Annotated in this window: 18 protein-coding genes; 9 read left to right on the top strand and 9 right to left on the bottom strand. The window is 44.3% G+C overall.

The annotated features are described in order from the left end of the window. The first annotated feature begins 168 nt into the window (after nucleotides 1–168). Together NDA03_RS11570 and NDA03_RS11575 are read left to right on the top strand one after the other, a co-directional pair. The gene (locus tag NDA03_RS11570; RefSeq protein WP_190668062.1) at nucleotides 169–1236 is read left to right on the top strand and encodes a zinc-binding dehydrogenase; all 1068 of its coding nucleotides are present in this window, start codon (nucleotides 169–171) and stop codon (nucleotides 1234–1236) included. Between the two features lie 63 nt (nucleotides 1237–1299). Next, nucleotides 1300–1893 (top strand): hypothetical protein, encoded by a 594-nt coding sequence (locus tag NDA03_RS11575; protein WP_190412648.1) that lies wholly within the window; start codon nucleotides 1300–1302, stop codon nucleotides 1891–1893. A 161-nt stretch (nucleotides 1894–2054) separates the two neighbouring features. On the opposite strand, the gene NDA03_RS11580 is transcribed toward NDA03_RS11575, so the two are convergent. Then, on the bottom strand, nucleotides 2055–2315 hold the full coding sequence (locus tag NDA03_RS11580) for a hypothetical protein (protein ID WP_190412647.1): 261 nt from the start codon (nucleotides 2313–2315) through the stop codon (nucleotides 2055–2057). A gap of 353 nt (nucleotides 2316–2668) precedes the next feature. Between NDA03_RS11580 and NDA03_RS11585 the strand changes: the two genes are divergently transcribed. Further along, on the top strand, nucleotides 2669–3154 hold the full coding sequence (locus tag NDA03_RS11585; RefSeq protein ID WP_348238087.1) for a hypothetical protein: 486 nt from the start codon (nucleotides 2669–2671) through the stop codon (nucleotides 3152–3154). Between the two features lie 306 nt (nucleotides 3155–3460). Here the strand turns inward: NDA03_RS11585 and NDA03_RS11590 are convergent, their stop codons facing one another. The 5 genes from NDA03_RS11590 to NDA03_RS11610 all read right to left on the bottom strand — a co-directional run bounded on the left by NDA03_RS11590 (nucleotide 3461) and on the right by NDA03_RS11610 (nucleotide 8820). Next, on the bottom strand, nucleotides 3461–4429 hold the full coding sequence (locus tag NDA03_RS11590) for a polyphosphate kinase 2 family protein (protein ID WP_190437018.1): 969 nt from the start codon (nucleotides 4427–4429) through the stop codon (nucleotides 3461–3463). A gap of 383 nt (nucleotides 4430–4812) precedes the next feature. Then, a complete protein-coding gene (locus NDA03_RS11595) occupies nucleotides 4813–6537 on the bottom strand; it encodes an ABC transporter permease subunit (protein WP_348238138.1) in 1725 nt (574 codons plus the stop codon). A gap of 143 nt (nucleotides 6538–6680) precedes the next feature. Further along, on the bottom strand, nucleotides 6681–7460 hold the full coding sequence (locus NDA03_RS11600) for a phosphonate ABC transporter ATP-binding protein (protein WP_348238088.1): 780 nt from the start codon (nucleotides 7458–7460) through the stop codon (nucleotides 6681–6683). Beyond that, nucleotides 7445–7714 (bottom strand): GNAT family N-acetyltransferase, encoded by a 270-nt coding sequence (locus NDA03_RS11605; protein ID WP_339380679.1) that lies wholly within the window; start codon nucleotides 7712–7714, stop codon nucleotides 7445–7447. The genes NDA03_RS11600 and NDA03_RS11605 overlap by 16 nt, the downstream gene beginning before the upstream one ends. 191 nt (nucleotides 7715–7905) lie before the next feature. Next, nucleotides 7906–8820 carry a putative selenate ABC transporter substrate-binding protein gene (locus NDA03_RS11610; protein ID WP_190528472.1) on the bottom strand — a complete coding sequence of 305 codons (915 nt, stop codon included), beginning with the start codon at nucleotides 8818–8820 and terminating at the stop codon, nucleotides 7906–7908. A gap of 155 nt (nucleotides 8821–8975) precedes the next feature. Between NDA03_RS11610 and NDA03_RS11615 the strand changes: the two genes are divergently transcribed. The 6 genes from NDA03_RS11615 to NDA03_RS11640 all read left to right on the top strand — a co-directional run bounded on the left by NDA03_RS11615 (nucleotide 8976) and on the right by NDA03_RS11640 (nucleotide 15160). Beyond that, the gene (locus NDA03_RS11615) at nucleotides 8976–9152 is read left to right on the top strand and encodes a hypothetical protein (RefSeq protein WP_190528546.1); all 177 of its coding nucleotides are present in this window, start codon (nucleotides 8976–8978) and stop codon (nucleotides 9150–9152) included. A 384-nt stretch (nucleotides 9153–9536) separates the two neighbouring features. Continuing rightward, nucleotides 9537–10922, top strand: a complete 1386-nt coding sequence (locus NDA03_RS11620; protein WP_190528470.1) for a serine/threonine-protein kinase — start codon at nucleotides 9537–9539, stop codon at nucleotides 10920–10922. A 198-nt stretch (nucleotides 10923–11120) separates the two neighbouring features. Next, on the top strand, nucleotides 11121–11750 hold the full coding sequence (locus tag NDA03_RS11625) for a DUF4178 domain-containing protein (RefSeq protein ID WP_190412641.1): 630 nt from the start codon (nucleotides 11121–11123) through the stop codon (nucleotides 11748–11750). Nucleotides 11751–11757: 7 nt separating this feature from the next. Then, nucleotides 11758–13221, top strand: coding sequence for a spermine synthase (locus NDA03_RS11630; RefSeq protein WP_190534754.1), 1464 nt, complete (start codon nucleotides 11758–11760; stop codon nucleotides 13219–13221). Then, nucleotides 13214–14266, top strand: coding sequence for a peptidoglycan bridge formation glycyltransferase FemA/FemB family protein (locus NDA03_RS11635; RefSeq protein WP_190534752.1), 1053 nt, complete (start codon nucleotides 13214–13216; stop codon nucleotides 14264–14266). The genes NDA03_RS11630 and NDA03_RS11635 overlap by 8 nt, the downstream gene beginning before the upstream one ends. A gap of 42 nt (nucleotides 14267–14308) precedes the next feature. After that, the gene (locus NDA03_RS11640; RefSeq protein ID WP_190534750.1) at nucleotides 14309–15160 is read left to right on the top strand and encodes a DUF350 domain-containing protein; all 852 of its coding nucleotides are present in this window, start codon (nucleotides 14309–14311) and stop codon (nucleotides 15158–15160) included. 1 nt (nucleotide 15161) lies between these two features. Here the strand turns inward: NDA03_RS11640 and NDA03_RS11645 are convergent, their stop codons facing one another. The 3 genes from NDA03_RS11645 to NDA03_RS11655 are packed head-to-tail and all read right to left on the bottom strand — an operon-like array spanning nucleotide 15162 to nucleotide 16960. Next, complete coding sequence (locus NDA03_RS11645; protein WP_190534748.1) at nucleotides 15162–15521, bottom strand: S-adenosylmethionine decarboxylase; 360 nt, start codon at nucleotides 15519–15521, stop codon at nucleotides 15162–15164. An 11-nt stretch (nucleotides 15522–15532) separates the two neighbouring features. Then, nucleotides 15533–16747, bottom strand: coding sequence for a bifunctional phosphopantothenoylcysteine decarboxylase/phosphopantothenate--cysteine ligase CoaBC (coaBC, locus tag NDA03_RS11650; protein ID WP_190534745.1), 1215 nt, complete (start codon nucleotides 16745–16747; stop codon nucleotides 15533–15535). Then, complete coding sequence (locus NDA03_RS11655; protein ID WP_190412635.1) at nucleotides 16748–16960, bottom strand: DUF2555 domain-containing protein; 213 nt, start codon at nucleotides 16958–16960, stop codon at nucleotides 16748–16750. Between the last annotated feature and the right edge of the window lie 161 nt (nucleotides 16961–17121).

Below are 17121 nucleotides of genomic sequence, written 5' to 3' on the forward strand. Positions count from 1 at the left end.
GAAGGAAAAAATACCTAACTGTTAGATAAAGAAAAACTGAAAAGTCCGTTTTTAGCCTGGTTCTACTGTTCCCAAGCTGAACCTGGAAACCAATTTGCCGTCATGTCAGGCGTCAAAATTCATCTGCCCTGATAAAATCAGCTTGGACTCGCTTAGGGGCAGTGTATCATGCTGGCAGCGGTACTTTACGGACAAACGGATCTACGCCTAGAACAGGTCGCTGACCCTACACCCTCTGCTGGTGAGGTGGTGATTCAAGTGGCTGCGGCAACGACTTGCGGCACCGATCTAAAGGTTTGGCGGCGCGGTGGTCATGCAAAGATGCTGAAGCCTCCTACCTTGTTTGGTCATGAGGCAGCGGGGCGGATTGTGGCGGTAGGAAGCGGAGTCCAAGGTTGGCAAGTGGGCGAAGCCCCAAGGGGGCGACTCCGGGAAGGAGTTCGCGTCGTTGCGAATAATTCTGCTCCTTGCATGAATTGTTTCTTTTGTCAACGTCAAGAATATTCTCTTTGCCCTAACTTGACGTGGAATAACGGCACGTTCGCACAGTATTTAAAAATTCCCGCCCCGATTGTGCAACACAACCTGTTGCCCATCCCAGATGACTTGCCCGATGCCTTGGCATCGATGACTGAACCATTAGCCTGCGTGCTGCATGGGGTAGCACGTTCTAATGTAAAGTCTGGCGATCGCGTTGTGGTGCTGGGAGATGGGGCAATTGGGCTGATGTTTGTGGCGGTACTGGCGCATCAATCGGCGTCAGTGTTGCTCTTTGGGGGAAATGACCAACGGCTGGAAATTGGGAAAAAGCTAGGCGCTGTGGAAACGTTTAACTATCATCATCTGACAGATATACCGAGTGCGGTAAAAGAGCGAACCGACGGCTGGGGCGCAGATGTGGTGATAGAAGCGACGGGTGTACCCGCAGTTTGGGAGAGTGCGATCGCGTGTGCCCGTCCGGGTGCTACCGTCAATCTATTCGGGGGATGTCCGCGCGATACCACCATCACCGTCAATACCGAACAACTCCACTACAGCGAACTCACTCTAAAAGGCGTTTTTCACAACACCCCAAAATATGTACGAGATGCTTTATCTCTATTGGCGAGTCGCGCCATCCCCTTAGAATTGCTCATCAGCGAACATCAGCCTTTAAAGCATTTAGAGCAAGTGTTCCAAGATATGAAGAATCGTAAGGTAATTAAGGTTGCTATCGACCCCAGCATGGCATCTTAAGAATAGGGATAGCTAAGAACAGGGTGCTGATTGGTGAAGTGTGTTTGCAGGTTTAAGGTCTAAATGAAAAGCGTTAAATTTTGGTCAGTTCTGTCACTGGGAATTTTACTAGCATTAGGAGCCACTAAAAGTGCTGACGCCCTACCCGGACAGAAAACAGAAGAAGTGATTGCCTGGATTAATTCTAATCCCACTCTTCGACCTTCTACAGGCGATGGTCTATTAGTGCAAAAGACCAATACAGCCGCCCAGCGATTTACTTTTCTCGCAACTGTCCTTCCTCCCGGTAGAGTCACTTTTCTTAAAGATCGAGGCACGATTCGCAGCGAACGCTTTTCTTTTTTTGACATGGTTAATGGCGTAACGCCACAACGTCTAAAAGAATCGCTGCGGGTAATCTATGGCCCAGATATTTATCAAGACTACGACCGTTCCCGAATTGTCTACGAATATCCCACACCACAAACTGTAGACTTAGCTCGTCGGCAGCGGCTTCCGCTTTTGGCGGCACAACAGGGTGAACTGCGCTTAGGAGATCGATTTGGCTACTGGATGGAAATTGCCCAAACCAAGGAAGGGAAGGCGTATAACGGTCAAATGGTCATTTTCTTGAGAGAGGATTTAGACAAGTTGGAGACGGAACTGCGCGATCGCTAAATTACAGAAATGGCAAATTGCGAATGACTAAATGCCTTAAAAAATTAGCAATTTGTCATCTTAATTGAGTTGCGACCGACCTAAAAAAATAGAGACGCGATTTATTGCGTCTCTACTAAATCATGAGTGTAATCCGTAGCGGCATTGGTCGTTTACAAGGACTAGTTATTTTTACCCTTGTCTTTGTTCTTTCCTTTTCCTTTGCCATCAAATTGTGTAGTGCCAGTGTTTTCAGGAGTTAATACCTGTTGGCTTGGTGTCTCTATCGATGGCGCAGTGGATGCGGCTGGTGATGGCTTTGGAACTTCCGCTGGCTTTAGCGCTACAACCAAGCCGGTTACAGCAGTGAGAATGGCAGCAGTTGCGGTCATAATGCCCGGAACGGTATGAAACCATCCCTGTGATTTTGGTTCTTCAGACATCGGTGAATTTCTAGAATTTCCTGTTAATTTAATACGGCTAATTACTCGGATTTCCGAATAAACGGTGCGAGTATAACAAATGCGATCGCGTCCGGCAAACGGGAAATATACCAGATTTCACGCTATCTATCGCTTTCCTCTCCCGCCTGCAAATCAGGGAGATGCACGCCAAAACTTGATTTTGTTTTCTGGTTCTTCGCGGCTACTGCCAACAGTGGGGGTGAAACTCTCTCCGAGGGTCGCTAGAGTAGATGGTATCCCAACACAGCTAAATCAGGATAAAGCGACAAGGCTAGGAATCGCTAACCAACGAGAAGACCTGATATTTTTGGGTTCTGATAGAAGGTGTATTCATGAGCAGCAAACAAGACTACACTGCACAAATGCTTGACGGATGGATTTACCAAATCGTACCGGGACGCTACGGGCATCATCTGGAGATTTGGAACCCGCAAGGCAATCCATATCGCAGCTTAAAGGCTTTTGTGCAATACGAGGAAGCTGTAGCATTTGTCGAATCCCTAATTGCTTTGAGTAATCACGAAAGCCATTGGGTTCCTAACAACGAGGACAGCGTTCGCTTTGACGGGATGAAGCAACAGCTAGTTTGCGTCGAATGCGACGACTTTATCTATCAAGAGTGGCACGTTAAACCCTATGAAGATTCTGACAACAACTGGAATCTTTATGCCATTAATCCAGTCATTGGGAAAACCGAGATTTTACTGAAGCGACAAGCAGATTTACAGGAAGCGATCGCTCTGGTTAAGGCTAAGATTGATGCAATTGAGCCGGGTGGCGTGCCAGCAAGCGATCGCGCTAACGCCTTGCTTCGCTAACGTGTACTCCTTTTAGGTCAAACTTAGCCTGAGCGATTTATCGCATTGATTCCCTCAAGATAGATGTGTTTGAGAGGGAGCGATCGCGCTTTTATTCGCATCTTTCTTTAAAAAATCATCAGCTCCACCCAACACGAGTAATTAGTAGCAACCGGATGCTAGAATCCTAAAGCCAAGAGAGCACCGCTACACCAATCCAAAACCAGAGCTATTTCGCTTGTTTCGTTTATTGCGTTCGTTTCAAAATATTGTTCACGCAATTCTATCAATCTGGTAAAATAATAATAGGAGATTGATAGAAGAAAGTTAATCAGAAATCAAAATACTTTCTAAGCCCATTTCTGGTTTTGGATATTGTGGATTCATTGCTTCAAGAGTGTCAGCAATTGTACGAGCAATCACTAAATTGCGGTACCACTTATTGTTAGCAGGCACCACATACCAAGGGGCATACTCAGTCGAGCAATTAATAATTGCATCCTCAAATGCCTTCTGGTATTCATCCCAAAATAGACGTTCTTTCAAGTCGTTGCTAGAAAATTTCCAATGCTTATCTGGATCTTCTAAACGACTTTGTAACCGTCGTTTTTGCTCGTCTTTAGAAATGTGCAGAAAAAACTTGATTACCGCAATGTTATTAAGCGTGAGCATATGCTCAAACTCATTAATAATGTGATAGCGCTCCCGCCATACATTCTCTGGTACCAGTTGTTTCACCCGGACGATTAACACGTCTTCGTAATGCGAGCGATTGAAGATAGTAATCATCCCTCGTAACGGCGTCCGCTGGTGATAACGCCAGAGAAAATCATGACCTGCTTCTTCTTCACTAGGTTTTTTGAATGACCAAACCTGGCAACCTTGCGGATTTACACCACCAAATACGTGTTTAATGGTGCCATCTTTGCCTCCTGTATCCATCGCTTGCAGGACAATGAGTAGGCTGCGCTGATGTTCAGCATATAGACGTTCTTGTAAATTTTGAAGGCGCTGGCGCTGATGTTGCAGTTCCTGCTCAATATCTTTCTTATTTTTATAGTCTTCCGAAGCATTCGGATCGACAGATGCTAAGACAAACTGCTCTCCAGGATGAACCCGATAGTGGGGATAATTGGGTTTTGGGGGTGGAGAGTCAACGACAATTTTTTCGGGTGCCATTTCAAAAGCAACTTTGGCTGTTGCTTTTGCAGCCGCTTGTTGAGTCTTATGTTCTTCTCCTGTAGATGCATCGGTAGTTATCGAACTATTGTTTGGTAGATTGCTTGATTGGCTCATGGTATCTCCTTATTAAAAAGCTTTCACAGCAGCACATTTAATCTTCAGGAAATGGACTTGACAACGTCTGGTAAATTGTGAATTTTGAAATTCTCATGAAAACTTTTTGCCTATTTGCTTTGGTTATTTACCAGACGGGTAATGTTTTCAGAAGGGATATCAGGCTGCTATTTCTATTTTTAGCTCTAGAAATTCGTTAAAATTAGATAAGCGCTGTAAATATATTCAAAAATGATGTAAAATTCTGCAACAAAACGATTTCTTCCATCAATCTGAATTGATGGTGTAACTGGGAAATGTTTTGTTTGTTACATTATCAGTGTTGAACTTTTACCAGGTGTCTACATCAGTCTGACGGTGTAAAGGTTGAGTTTTCCTCAGCATCACCTTAATGTCCGTCGTACTGAGGCACTAATCATATCTACGATAAAAGTGAGGGCGAGAAAGACGATTAGAGTGGTTAGGAGACCTTTGTAGTCAAAGCTACTCAGTTGTTCCGCGAGCAAGCGACCTAATCCACCCGCACCCACTAATCCGACGATGACGGTGGCGCGGATGCAGACTTCCCAACGGTAGAGGATATAAGCGATAAAGCGGGGCAACGTGCGGGGTAAGACGCCGTAGAGGAAGACTTGGGAACCACTTGCGCCCAAAGCTTTAAGCGATCGCAAGGGACGTTCATCTAGATTTTCCGTCACTTCCGCCATCAGACGCCCTAGGATACCTAAGTTGTGTAAACCGAGAGCGATCGCTCCCGGTAAGATCCCTGGAAACAATACAAATAGAAAGATTAACGCCCAAATAGGTTCGGGGACGGCACGAGCAAATAGCAGTAGGAAGCGGCTAAAAATTAGTACACCAGTTGCTCGTAGATCCCCCCTAGCCCCCCTTAAAAAGGGAGGTATTAGAGTCGCTGTCCCCTTTGATGAGGGGAGTTTGCTGGATCTTCTGCCAGTATCTAAAATCCCTCCTGGCAACAGGAAATTATTTGCGGCTGGAAAAGATAATAAAATGCCGCCTAATCCAGCCCCAGTCATTGCCAGGATTGACATGGCAAGGGTTTGCGCCGAAAGGGTAAATAGTTGACTTACCTGACTCCCATCCGGTGGGAAGACATCCTGAAACACTCCTGCCAATAGCTGTGCGGTTCGCAGTGCCCAAAGCTTTGAGAAATCGGCTTGGACGTACCAGAAGGAGAAAATGACTAAAACAATGCCGCCCAGAAATGACACCTGCACGACTGGATCTTTTTGATAAAACTGCTGTTTGCGCCCTTGGAGATTCAAAACGTTCAAATCCAGGCGACTCGGCGCACCCAAACGACGGCGCAACAAAGCACTCCAAAAATCCGTAGCACCATTTAATAAAATTAGGGCAATCAAAAACGTCCACATCTGCTCATAGCGCAGAGATTGGAGGCTGAGGAGAATTTGATACCCCAGTCCACCTGCACCGATAATTCCCAATACGGCGGCGGAACGAATCGAACACTCAAACCGATAAAAAGCGTAGGAAAGCAGATTTAGAAAGGCTTGGGGAATCAAGCTATAGGCAAAAGCATTCAGAGGAGGGACGCCGCTATTGAGGAGTGCCATCAGTGGCTGGCGGGGGGTTTCGTCTAGAATCTCCGAGAAGACTTTGGCAGTAATCGCACCAAAAGGGATTGCGATCGCTAACACGGCTACTAGCGGATCGAGTCCAAAAATATTGACAAAAAATAGTCCCCAAATTAACTCGTGAATTGCTCTGGGGATTGTCAAAACTCCTCGTACGACCACCCAAGGAGGCTGAATTTTGAGTTTTAGAAACGCAAGCGATCGCGTCTGAGTTTTGAGTTTTGAATTTGAAACAGATTGCCACCATATCTCAGAAGAAAAAACACCCCCCACCAAACCAATCAGCACGCTGAAGAAAGTGCCACACACGGCGTAAGCGAGGGTTTTCAGGGTGGAATCTAGAGTGAGTTGGAGAAATTCCGGGCTGAGATCGGGTGAAAATGCAGCTACGAGAAAGCGCCAGACGAGGTTCCAGCCGCCTGAGTTGATTAAATTGCCTTGGAATACGCCTGCTACGTGCAACGACCAAATGAGGGACGCGACAAACAGCAATCCCCACACAGTACGCCAGGTAAGCGGTGAGGGGCGCTGAGGGAGAGTAGTTGGATGGCGATCGCTTGTTTGTGGCACGCTTCAGATATCGAACCGCTAGAGATGAAAAAAACGCAGAGGAATTTGAATAGAAATATTTAGGATTAGCCCTTGGTTTGGTAGAGAGTTTCAATCATTGCATCGGATAAGTCTTCAGCGGGAATATCAAACAAAATACGCCCATGTCGCAGACCAATAATTCGCTGATAATGACTGCGAGCAAATTCAATCGCGTGGACACTGGTGACTAAAGTTTTCCCGGTTTCTATACTCAACTGGCGCAATAAATCTATAATCTCGCGGCTGCGTTCGGGGTCGAGGCTGGAAATGGGTTCGTCGGCAAGGATGGCGGTGGGATTTTGCACGAGGACGCGAGCGATCGCGACTCGTTGCTGTTGACCACCAGAAAGGCTATCGGTGCGTTCGTACAGTTTTTCCGGAATCCCCACTTGTGCCAAAGCTTTATGAGCCGTTTCGACTTCCAAAGGATAAATCAGCGAAACTGCTGCTTTAAAAAACGACCAGCGCCCTAGATGTCCAGCATTGACATTGTGAATCACCTGCAAATTATCAACTAAGTGAAATTGTTGATAAATCGTACCAATTTGACGCTGGACTTGACGCAGCAACTTTGGACGCAGATGAGCAAGGTTTCGACCCAGTACCCAGACTTCTCCTTGAGTGGGTAGCAGCGTACCATTGAGTAAATTAATTAGCGTACTTTTACCGGCACCGCTAGAACCAACCAGCGCCACGCGATCGCCTGCCCAAATCTGCAAGTTAATATCAGCGAGAGATTCAAAGCGTCCAAATTGCTTAGAAACGTTTTTCAGTTCAAATATTGGCGCAGATGAGTTTTTTTCTCTGCTTAGTTTGCTATCCATTTAGTCATGAGATAGCGATCGCGATCTTTAGAACCAACCTTCTGATACAAATTTTGTGCTGCTGTCTTTTTCCGCTCGACTTCTAAATAAAGTGCTTGAATTTCTGGAGAAGGGCAAACACTTTCTATAAACTGAATTACGCTCATGCCTACCCCTTGCCCCCGATAACTCTCTCGGATGTAAAGTTCATCAATAAATGCATCACGTCCTCGAAATTCCAAACTGTAGCCAAAGGTCAGGACGATGTAGCCAATCGCTTTGTTGCCATGCTAGATCGGCCACACTCGTCCTAGAGAATCATCCTGCAAAATCTTTGCTAACCCCTTGCAAACAAGGGATTTATCAAATTTTAGGTGTTCAAATTTGTAGAATTCCCAGATAAACTCCACTAGAGTTTCACTAGCGGAGTTTTCTGCAATTTTAAAGTTAGCTTCTGTCATTTACATCACTTTATTTTGCCAATTTCCCGACCAATTTCCTCAATTTGAGCATAATTGGAGTTTTGGGTAGGAATAAATTTAGTTGCTTGTAAAAGGTCAAGAATTTCTTTTTGCTCTGGTACCTTGGGGTCTAGTTTTAAAAAGGCGTTTTGCACTTTTTCAACAAAATCTTCACCGTAGTACTCTTTGACATCGGGATGAATGACCCAGTGATAGTCGTAGTAAGCGGGTGTCTCCCAAAGGACTTCTACTTTGTTCAAGTCTACTTCTTTGGCATCGACTCGCTTTTTCCAGACGCTTTCATTCACAGCACCGACATCGTAGGTGCCTGCTTCCACCAATTTAATCGTCTTATCGTGATCGCCAGAAAAACCAGCTTGACCTTTCAAATCTTCAAGCTTAAGTCCAGCTTGTTGCAAGAAATATTGAGGCATTAAACGCCCGGATGTTGAAGATTCGCTGCCAAAAGTGAAGCTATGTTTTTTTAGTTGTTGTAAACCAGAAATATCTTTAAATGGCTTCAGCCCAGCCTTTTTGTTGGCGATGAAGAGACTGTGAAATTGGGCGTCTACGTCGCGTTGCGCGATCGCTTCCGCACCGGGCACCTGCAACCGTGCCTGCACCCCTGTCAATCCCCCAAACCAAACCAAATCCAAATCCCCTACTTTAAAGACAGTAACCGCCGCCGTATAGTCAGTAACCGGCTTATACTCCACCGGCACACCCAGTTCCTTTTCCAGATAGGCAGCTAGCTTCTCATACTGACGCTGTAACTTTTGCGGATCTTGATCGGGAATGGCACCGATTGTCAGAGGTTTTGCCTCAGTTCCACCGTTCGTCGCTGAAGTCCCGGAGGGGTTGGGCGAACACGCTGCTAGCGGTAGCAACAACAACAAACCGGACAACAATATTTTTTTCATCCCTGACTTGGCTCTCCTCATTTTGACTGGCATACAAACCTACGCTAGAAGCGACCCCTACTGAAAATGGGGTGTAGCGCAGGTGCCAGAAGTCAGTGTAAGCGAACGGCTACCCTTATGCCAAAATTAACCCTAGTGTCGAGGCAGCTTTAGCAATGGTTTGGCATCCTGGACAAAAGTTGCAGGGCGGACGATACATTATTGAAAAGCAGTTGGGTAAAGGTGGCTTTGGGATCGCCTATCTTGCTGAGAATAAATGCAATCAAAAGAAGGGCAAGCGATCGCATTCTCTATTCGCGCCTGTCTTCAAACCAATCTTGCCCACCCGGTAACTGAGTTAAATACTCATCAATCATGTCAAGTAAAATACTTGCTGAATGAGCATACGGCAAAGCAAGTAATTGTTGAGCTGTCAGGATTATCTGAGTTCTATCCACCTTTTCTTCATCTAATCCAGCCCACCTAAAATCGTCAAAGTTTCTTTATCGCGTCCCTCAATGATGCTATTTCGTAAATCCATGAGTTCCTGAGTCATAACAATTGCCTTCATCTAGGCGTTTCTACGCTGAATATAGCACTCAAAAACAAGAGCGATCGCTCTTCTCTCACCTTTGTTTCCTTCCGTTATGGAGCCTTCTGGAATAGGTCAAATACTTAACAAAACTGGCACCAAGGGTATGGCAAAATTAGCCTAAGTGTCAGGGAAAGTGTGAGGAATGGTTTGGGCCGCTGGGCAGATGTTGCATGGTGGAAGATACATCGTTGAAAGGGTGCTAGGAGAAGGAGGCTATGGCATCACTTTTCTAGCTAGGGACAAAAAAGGGAATTTTGTCGTCATCAAGACGCTGAATGAACGGGTACTGACTAAACGCGAATTTACAGCGTACCGAGACAAATTTAATCGAGATTTCCAGAAAGAAGCGCTGCGACTCGCTGTGTGCCGACACCCTAATATTGTGCAGATTGACAATGCCTTCTCTGAAGGACAGTTACCTTGCATGGCGATGGAGTATGTTGAGGGAGAAAACTTAGAGCAGCGCGTACTTAATCTGGGTGTTTTGTCGGAAACCGAAGCATTACACTACATCCGCCAGATTGGTGACGCACTAACTTTCATCCACGACAGGGGCTTTTTGCATCGGGATGTGAAGCCATCTAATATCATGGTGCGTGCCGAAAAATTCCAGGCGGTACTGATTGATTTTGGCATTGCTAGGGAATTTATCCCCGATATAACGCAGACTCATACGCAAACCTTTACTCCAGGCTTTGCTCCAATTGAACAGTATGCTCAGCAAGCAAGACGGGGCGAGTATACGGATGTTTATGCACTCGCGGCGACGCTCTACTATTTGCTGACTGGAGAAGTCCCGCTACCTGCGCCGGCGAGAGCTGCGGGGATTCGGTTAAATTCACCGCAACGCCTCAATTCCAGTATTAGTAATTTAGCCAATCAGGCGATTCTTAAAGGGATGGAATTTCAAGCGGAGGAACGCCCTCAGTCGGTGCAGGAGTGGCTAGAATTGCTTAATCTTAATAAGATTTCTACTTACAGTTTTAAGCAGCCACTATCTAGCAATATCCCGGTTTCAAAAACTTATAATGCTAGTTCAATCGCTACAAATCGGAATTTTTTAACAAATCGGCAAAGTTCAGCGTCAAAGATAGATTACCGGCAACTACAGACTTTTTTAGCGTTAGGAAAGTGGCAAGAAGCGGATGAAGAAACCACGACGGTTATGCTGAAAATTTCTGGTCGAGAAACAGAAGGTTGGCTGAGAGTGGAAGATATCAAAAATTTTCCAATGTCAGACCTTCGGATCATTAACCAACTTTGGATAAAACACAGCAAAGGACGCTTTGGTTTTAGCGTCCAAAAATATATCTGGGAAAGGATCGGAGGGACGAGAAGCGCAAATTATGAGATTTTGTGTATTTTAGGCGATCGCGTCGGATGGCGGATTGATGGCGCTTGGGTTCCTTATGAAGAATTTATCTTTGATTGCGATCGCGCTCCCGCAGGTCATCTTCCTAGCGGATATGTTTTTTGTGAAGTTGGTTGGTGGGTCGGGTTATTGAACCTCTTCTATCGCCTTGAGTAGATGATTATAAAAAATTAATATTTTTATGAAGTCTTATTGATTATTTTATGAAGTTAAGGGCTGTGTGAATATAATAAATGCTGCCTACGCTAAGTCGCTCTATTAACCAGCCAAAATGCCGGATATTATTTTAATAAAATAAACTTAAACTTAAGATTTTTTCTACATTCAAACAAAATTTTAGCAGAGCAAAATTTTATGTATCCCATTACTACGAAAACTCAACTTGAAAATTTACGTCCAGGCGATCGCATAAAATATTATGGCGTTCAGTGGCAGATTAAAGAATACAGCACTTATGACGATTCCTATGGATATGAAACAACGGAGTGGTTGCTAAAATCTCAGGCAGGAAAAGAATACTACTTGCTACGAGAAATTGATCCGCAAAATCCTGAATCCTTAGTCAATTGGTATCTTGCCGAAGAAATTTCAGACCCTAAGATATTTGAACCAGAATCACTGAATAATTTGGCTATTCGTTTTTGGCACGATATGCAAGGAGGAAAAATGCCTTACCCAGAATTACAAGCCTTGGGTAAACGCTATTACTTTGAATCATCAACCAAGGGTAATTATGAAGGAGATGAAGAGGAGACATCTCGAATTACGTGGGATTATTGGGACAAGGATCATCAATGGAATTTAGCAATTGAAGCTTGGCCTGATGGCAAACGACATATTTACTCTACCAAAATAGTAAAACCAGAAGATTTTTCTCACATTGAACGAGGAGCGAAGAAGAGTTTTTTGGAAAGCGTGATTTTCCAAGCATTAGTAGCCAGTTTCATGATGGCTTGCGGAATATTGTTGATGGTATTCGGATAGTAAAAAAATGCCTACATCTTTATTTATTGAACAACATAACAACGGATTGGCTTTTTATATCAATGGTGATTTGCAGTTTGATACCGCTGATGAAGCCATTTATCACGAGTATTTAGTGATTCCATCGGTAGCGCTGGCAGTCAAACGATTTCCTCACACAGAGTTGCAAGTCTTGATTTGTGGCGGCGGAGATGGATTAGCTGCACGGGATGTGTTGCGATTTCCTGAAGTTAGTCACGTTGATTTAGTGGATTACAACCCAGAAGTTTTAGAACTAGGGAAAAGGGTATTTAAGGATTTTAACGAGGGAAGCTTAGAAAGCGATCGCTTAACAATTTACACGCAAGAAGCTTTTGAGTTTTTATCGACACTCAAGGAAAAATCTTATCACGTTATTATTTGCGATTTCACTTATCCTAGTTGTACAGAAGATACGGCGATATACAGCCAAGAATGGTTTAAAACGATTAGCCGGGTTCTTTATCCAGGTGGGATTATTAGCACGAATGGTGTTTCTCCAGAAAATCGGACAACAGGTTTTTGGTGTTTATATCAAACCTTGTTAGCTGCTGGATTGATGGCAAAGCCTTTACAACTAGCAATTCCATCCTTTCAGCGGCATGATTACGGCAATTGGGGGTTCTTCTTAGCGTCTCCAGTTACAATTCAGCGTTCTGAAATAGAAGGAATTACCCTACCTGAAAATTTACAGGCGATCGCGCTTAAAAATCTGCTAAAAGTGTTTGAGTTTGAGAATGCGATCGCGCATAGCCGCCACAGCGTCAATATTCACACTCTGGATTGCCCGCAGCTATTTTACTACTTACTAAATCCTCATATTCAATCGCCTCAAATTATCGAAGCAATTGATGAAAAAACCATTAATTTTTTAGACATTGAAGAAGCTGGAACTGGACTGATAGGGTTGCGGGATCTCCTTCAGCTAGAATCAACCGCCCAAAGGTGGTTAGAAGAAGTTCAGGGTAATGAGATAGATACTAGCAAACTATTGCCGGTACAACATCCTTATCACAACCCAAAGATGACAGCAGAATGGTTAGCCCACCTTCAAAAATTACTATCAGAAATCGACTTATCACGTTTATTGGGAAGTATTTTAGAACGTGCTCAAGAACTGCCGCCTCAGATTGCCGCTGAACTAAAACAATTGTCTGATAAAATCCGCACTGGACAGCAAATTTTAACGCTATCACCACGAGCAGCAGAATTTATTATGATGCTCTCAGTAACTTTATTAATGGCCAATTTAGCATCTCCAGATGCTGTGTTTGCCAAGGGATACTATTCAGGAAGTAGCCATTCTCCTGGCTCTAGCGGCTATTCGGGAGGAAATACTTATTATAGCGAAGGAGACTGGAGTTGGTTTAATAGAACTATAGGATTTGTTTTGACGGCGGCTGGTGGTATTTGGTTGATAAACTTATTAACAAATCGCTCGAATAATGACTGACATTTTAGATGTAAATAATGGGCACAAAATTCAATTAGAAGAATTATCTTTAACCCTTAGACTACTAAATTCAGAAGAACGCCATCATTGGGACTTGCTTGTGCAAACTGCTCCCGCAGGATGCTTTATGCAGTCTTGGGCTTGGGCAGATTTCAAAGAATTGGAAGGATACAAAACCTTCCGTTATGGTTTATTTTACAAGCAAGAATTATTGGGAGGATGCATTTTTTATTTTTATCCCCATCCTAATAAAGCCAATTTATTAGTTGCTCCCGGTGCCCCTCTGCTACCTGAAAAATTGGAAAAAGAAGGAATGCAGATATTAGTGAAAGAAGCGGCATCTTTAGCTAAAAAAATAGGAGCGGTTGCCCTACGAATTGAACCTTTATGGCAGCAAAAACTAGATTGCCTTTCCGGGTTTATGCGTGCCCCTGCTGATTTATTGCCCTCGGAAACTCTGTTAATTGATTTACAATTAACAGAAACTGAAATGTTAGCAACTATGAAGCCAAAAGGACGATATAATTTGCGTTTGAGTTGGCGTCATGGTGTAGAAACTGAATTTAGAACAGACTCACAGGCAATTCCTGTGTTTTACGATATTTTTTGGGAAACGGTAAAACGCCAGCAGTTTTTTGGTGAACCCTACAAATTTTTCATTAATCTTTGCCAAACCTTATTTAAGGCAAATATGGCAGAGCTAGGTTTCGCAATCTGGCAAGGAAAAATATTAGCAGCTATCTTAGTTGTTTATTGGGGCGATCGCGCAACTTATCTCTACGGCGGACGTAGTTTTGAACATCCGGAATTCATGGCAACTTACAGTTTACACTGGGCTGCAATGCAACGGGCAAAATCACGCGGTTGCACTTTCTATGATTTCTATGGTTTTACTCACGATCCTAATCATAGCTATGCAAAATTTTCCCGTTTTAAAAGTCAGTTTGGTGGCGTACCAGTAAAAACTATTGGTGCTCATGATTACTTTTTTTATGACCAACTAGCAGATACAATGATTGGCTTATTAAAACACTTAAAAATATAAAATTAATTGAATAATAAAGAAATATTGAGAAGGAGTTAAGTAGTGGAACAAGTTAGTCAATTAGGATTTATTCTTCTAGAGCTAGTCGTAGGCTTTGGGTTGTTCTGGCTGGGACAACTCGCTTACCAAAAACTATTTCGTCGCATGGAATTAAACTTGGAACTATTTGTTAAAGATAATCCAGCCGTAGCGATCGCTCTTGTCGGATATTACCTCGGTATCGTCATTGCGCTGGGTGGTGTTTTAGGACAACCTTCAGGCAATTGGCAGGACAAATTACTCAATTTGGTAAGCTATGGCGCAACAGTCATTTTATTCATGTTGGCTGGCGCTTGGGTAGGCGATCGCTTAATTTTGCGTTGCTTTGATTGTAAGCGCGAAATTCTTGAAGAACGGAACACAGGCGCTGCTGCTGTAGAATTTGGCAATCACATCGCTAATGGACTCATTCTCAGCGCCGCACTCGGCGGGGAAAGTGGCACTTGGCTGGTAGGGTTTGTCTGCTGGATCGTTGGCTTAGGCGTACTCGTTTTGGTGAGCGTTCTCTATCCTCGTGTCACTAAATACAATGTATTTGGAGAGATTGAAAGGCGCAATAATCCTGCTGCTGGTGTGGCGTTAGCGGGCTTACTTATTGCCACAGGTAATATCGTGCGCGTAGCATTTGCCGCCGAGTTTCAAAATTGGGTAATTAGTTTTACTCAATATGGTTTAACACTCCTATTTTGCTTAGCCTCACTGATTGTAATTCGCTGGGTAGCAGATTTAATTTTAGTGCCAGGAGTAAAAATATCAGACGAAATTGCACGTCAACAAATCCCGAACTTGGGTGCTGGACTAATTGAAGCTTTTGCTTATATTGCGGCTTCATTTTTAATCGCTTGGGCTGTTTAAATTAACTAGTAACGCAGAAATATTTCCACTGCTCATTATTGGAATTGTCGCCAATCTCCAAAGTAAGTAATTCAGCAAGAGTTTTTGCTTTTTCGTAATTATCCTGCTGATAATCACACACATGGATATCAACGGTAACTTTCCCTTCTTCAGGCCAAAAATGCAAGGCGACGTGAGATTCTTCCAGTAAGAGAACTGCTGATACTCCCTGTGGTTGAAAAGTAAAAGAAAGCTGACCAACGGGAGTTAGATGGGCATCTTGAGCCGCACTTTTTAATGAATCTAAGAAATTGGCTTCTGTCCAATCAAAAATAGATGGAGAAGCGATGAGAATCGCTGAAAAATGATGGGATCTAAGCACCGCTTGTCCTTTTAGCCAGCACCTTGAACAAAGTCAAATAAAGCGTGAGCCATCTGCAATTTACTACAGGGTTCAATCTCTACTTTGCGCCCTTGATTGTCAAGAAATACGGCTTGGTTGTTGTCGCTGCCAAAACCAGCATCGGCTTGATCGATGGGATTGGCAACAATGGCATCCAAATTTTTCTTCTGCAACTTCTCCAAGGCTGGCGTAACAATATCCCCAGTCTGGGCGGCAAATCCAATTAACTTTTGATGCGGCTGTTTGAGACTCGCCAATTCTGCCACGATATCGGGTACAGATTCTAGAGGTAAGGAAGCGGGAAGCGATCGCTTCGGTAATTTCTGGGCACTATACTCGGCTGGTTTCACATCTGCCACCGCCGCCGACATCACAATCAAATCGGCATCGGGAAAACACTCTAACATCGCCTGCTGCATCTGCTGGGCGCTCATCACACTAATCAATTGCACTTTTTGTAGAGAGGCGATTAATGGCGTCTCCATTGGCCCATGCACCAGCGTCACAGATGCGCCGCGATGCAGTGCAGCTTGTGCCAATGCGAATCCCATTTTGCCAGTCGAAGGATTGCCGATGAAGCGCACCGGATCGAGATGCTCTCGCGTTCCTCCAGCACTAATTAAAACTCGTTTTCCGGCTAAATCTCGCTTCCCGCCAGTGTGCAATAGAGATGTAATTTGCGGCAAAATTTCAGCAGGTTCTGCCATACGTCCAGCACCGACGCGATCGCAAGCTAACAGTCCAGCACCGGGACCAACACCGTGATAGCGTTTATCTGCGAATACCTGTTGCCAATTGCGTTGCACTGCCACCTGTTCCCACATATCCGTATTCATTGCCGGTGCTAACAGCACTGGACAAGTTGAAGCGAGGACGGTATTCGTGAGCAGATTGTCAGCGAAACCATAAGCCAACTTGCCTAAGGTATTCGCGGTTAGAGGAGCGATCGCAAAAACCTCTGCCCATTCTCCCAACTCAATATGCAAAGGGCGTCCGCGTGTCGGTTGCCAGAAATTTTCATCCGTATAAGCAGGATGACGGGACAGCGTTGCCACGGTTAGAGGCGTAATAAATGCTTGAGCAGAATCCGTGAGAATCGCCCGAACTTCCACCCCAGTTTTCGCAAGCGCCGAAATTACCTCACAAACTTTATAGGCGGCGATACCGCCGCCTATCCCTATGAGAACTCGTCTGCCACTTTGCATTTAAGCTTCATCGAAGGGTTGAAAATCCAGTAGGTAGAGGTAGGGTTCAACTAAATCTGGACGTTGAAAAGCGATCGCTCTGAGCAAATGCCAATCATCCAATCCTTCAAAAGGATTGGTGTAATTATCTTGCTCTAGCCGTACAGCCAGATGTTCCACTTCAGTTGCCGTTACAGCAGAAATATCCCGGTTGGAAATGCTAACAGTTGTCATTGACCGCGCCTCCCTCAATCTGCATCTGTGCCATGTATTATACAGATGCAACAAACCATTTTATCTTAACGCCATTACTGGCGATCGCTTAATATAAAAAACGTCAAGTTAGCGGGTCTACTAGCTTTAAACCGGAGATTTCACCGAGTGGGAATGGGGAA

This window comes from Trichocoleus sp. Lan, assembly GCF_039961855.1.
Lineage (GTDB): Bacteria > Cyanobacteriota > Cyanobacteriia > Cyanobacteriales > FACHB-T130 > FACHB-T130.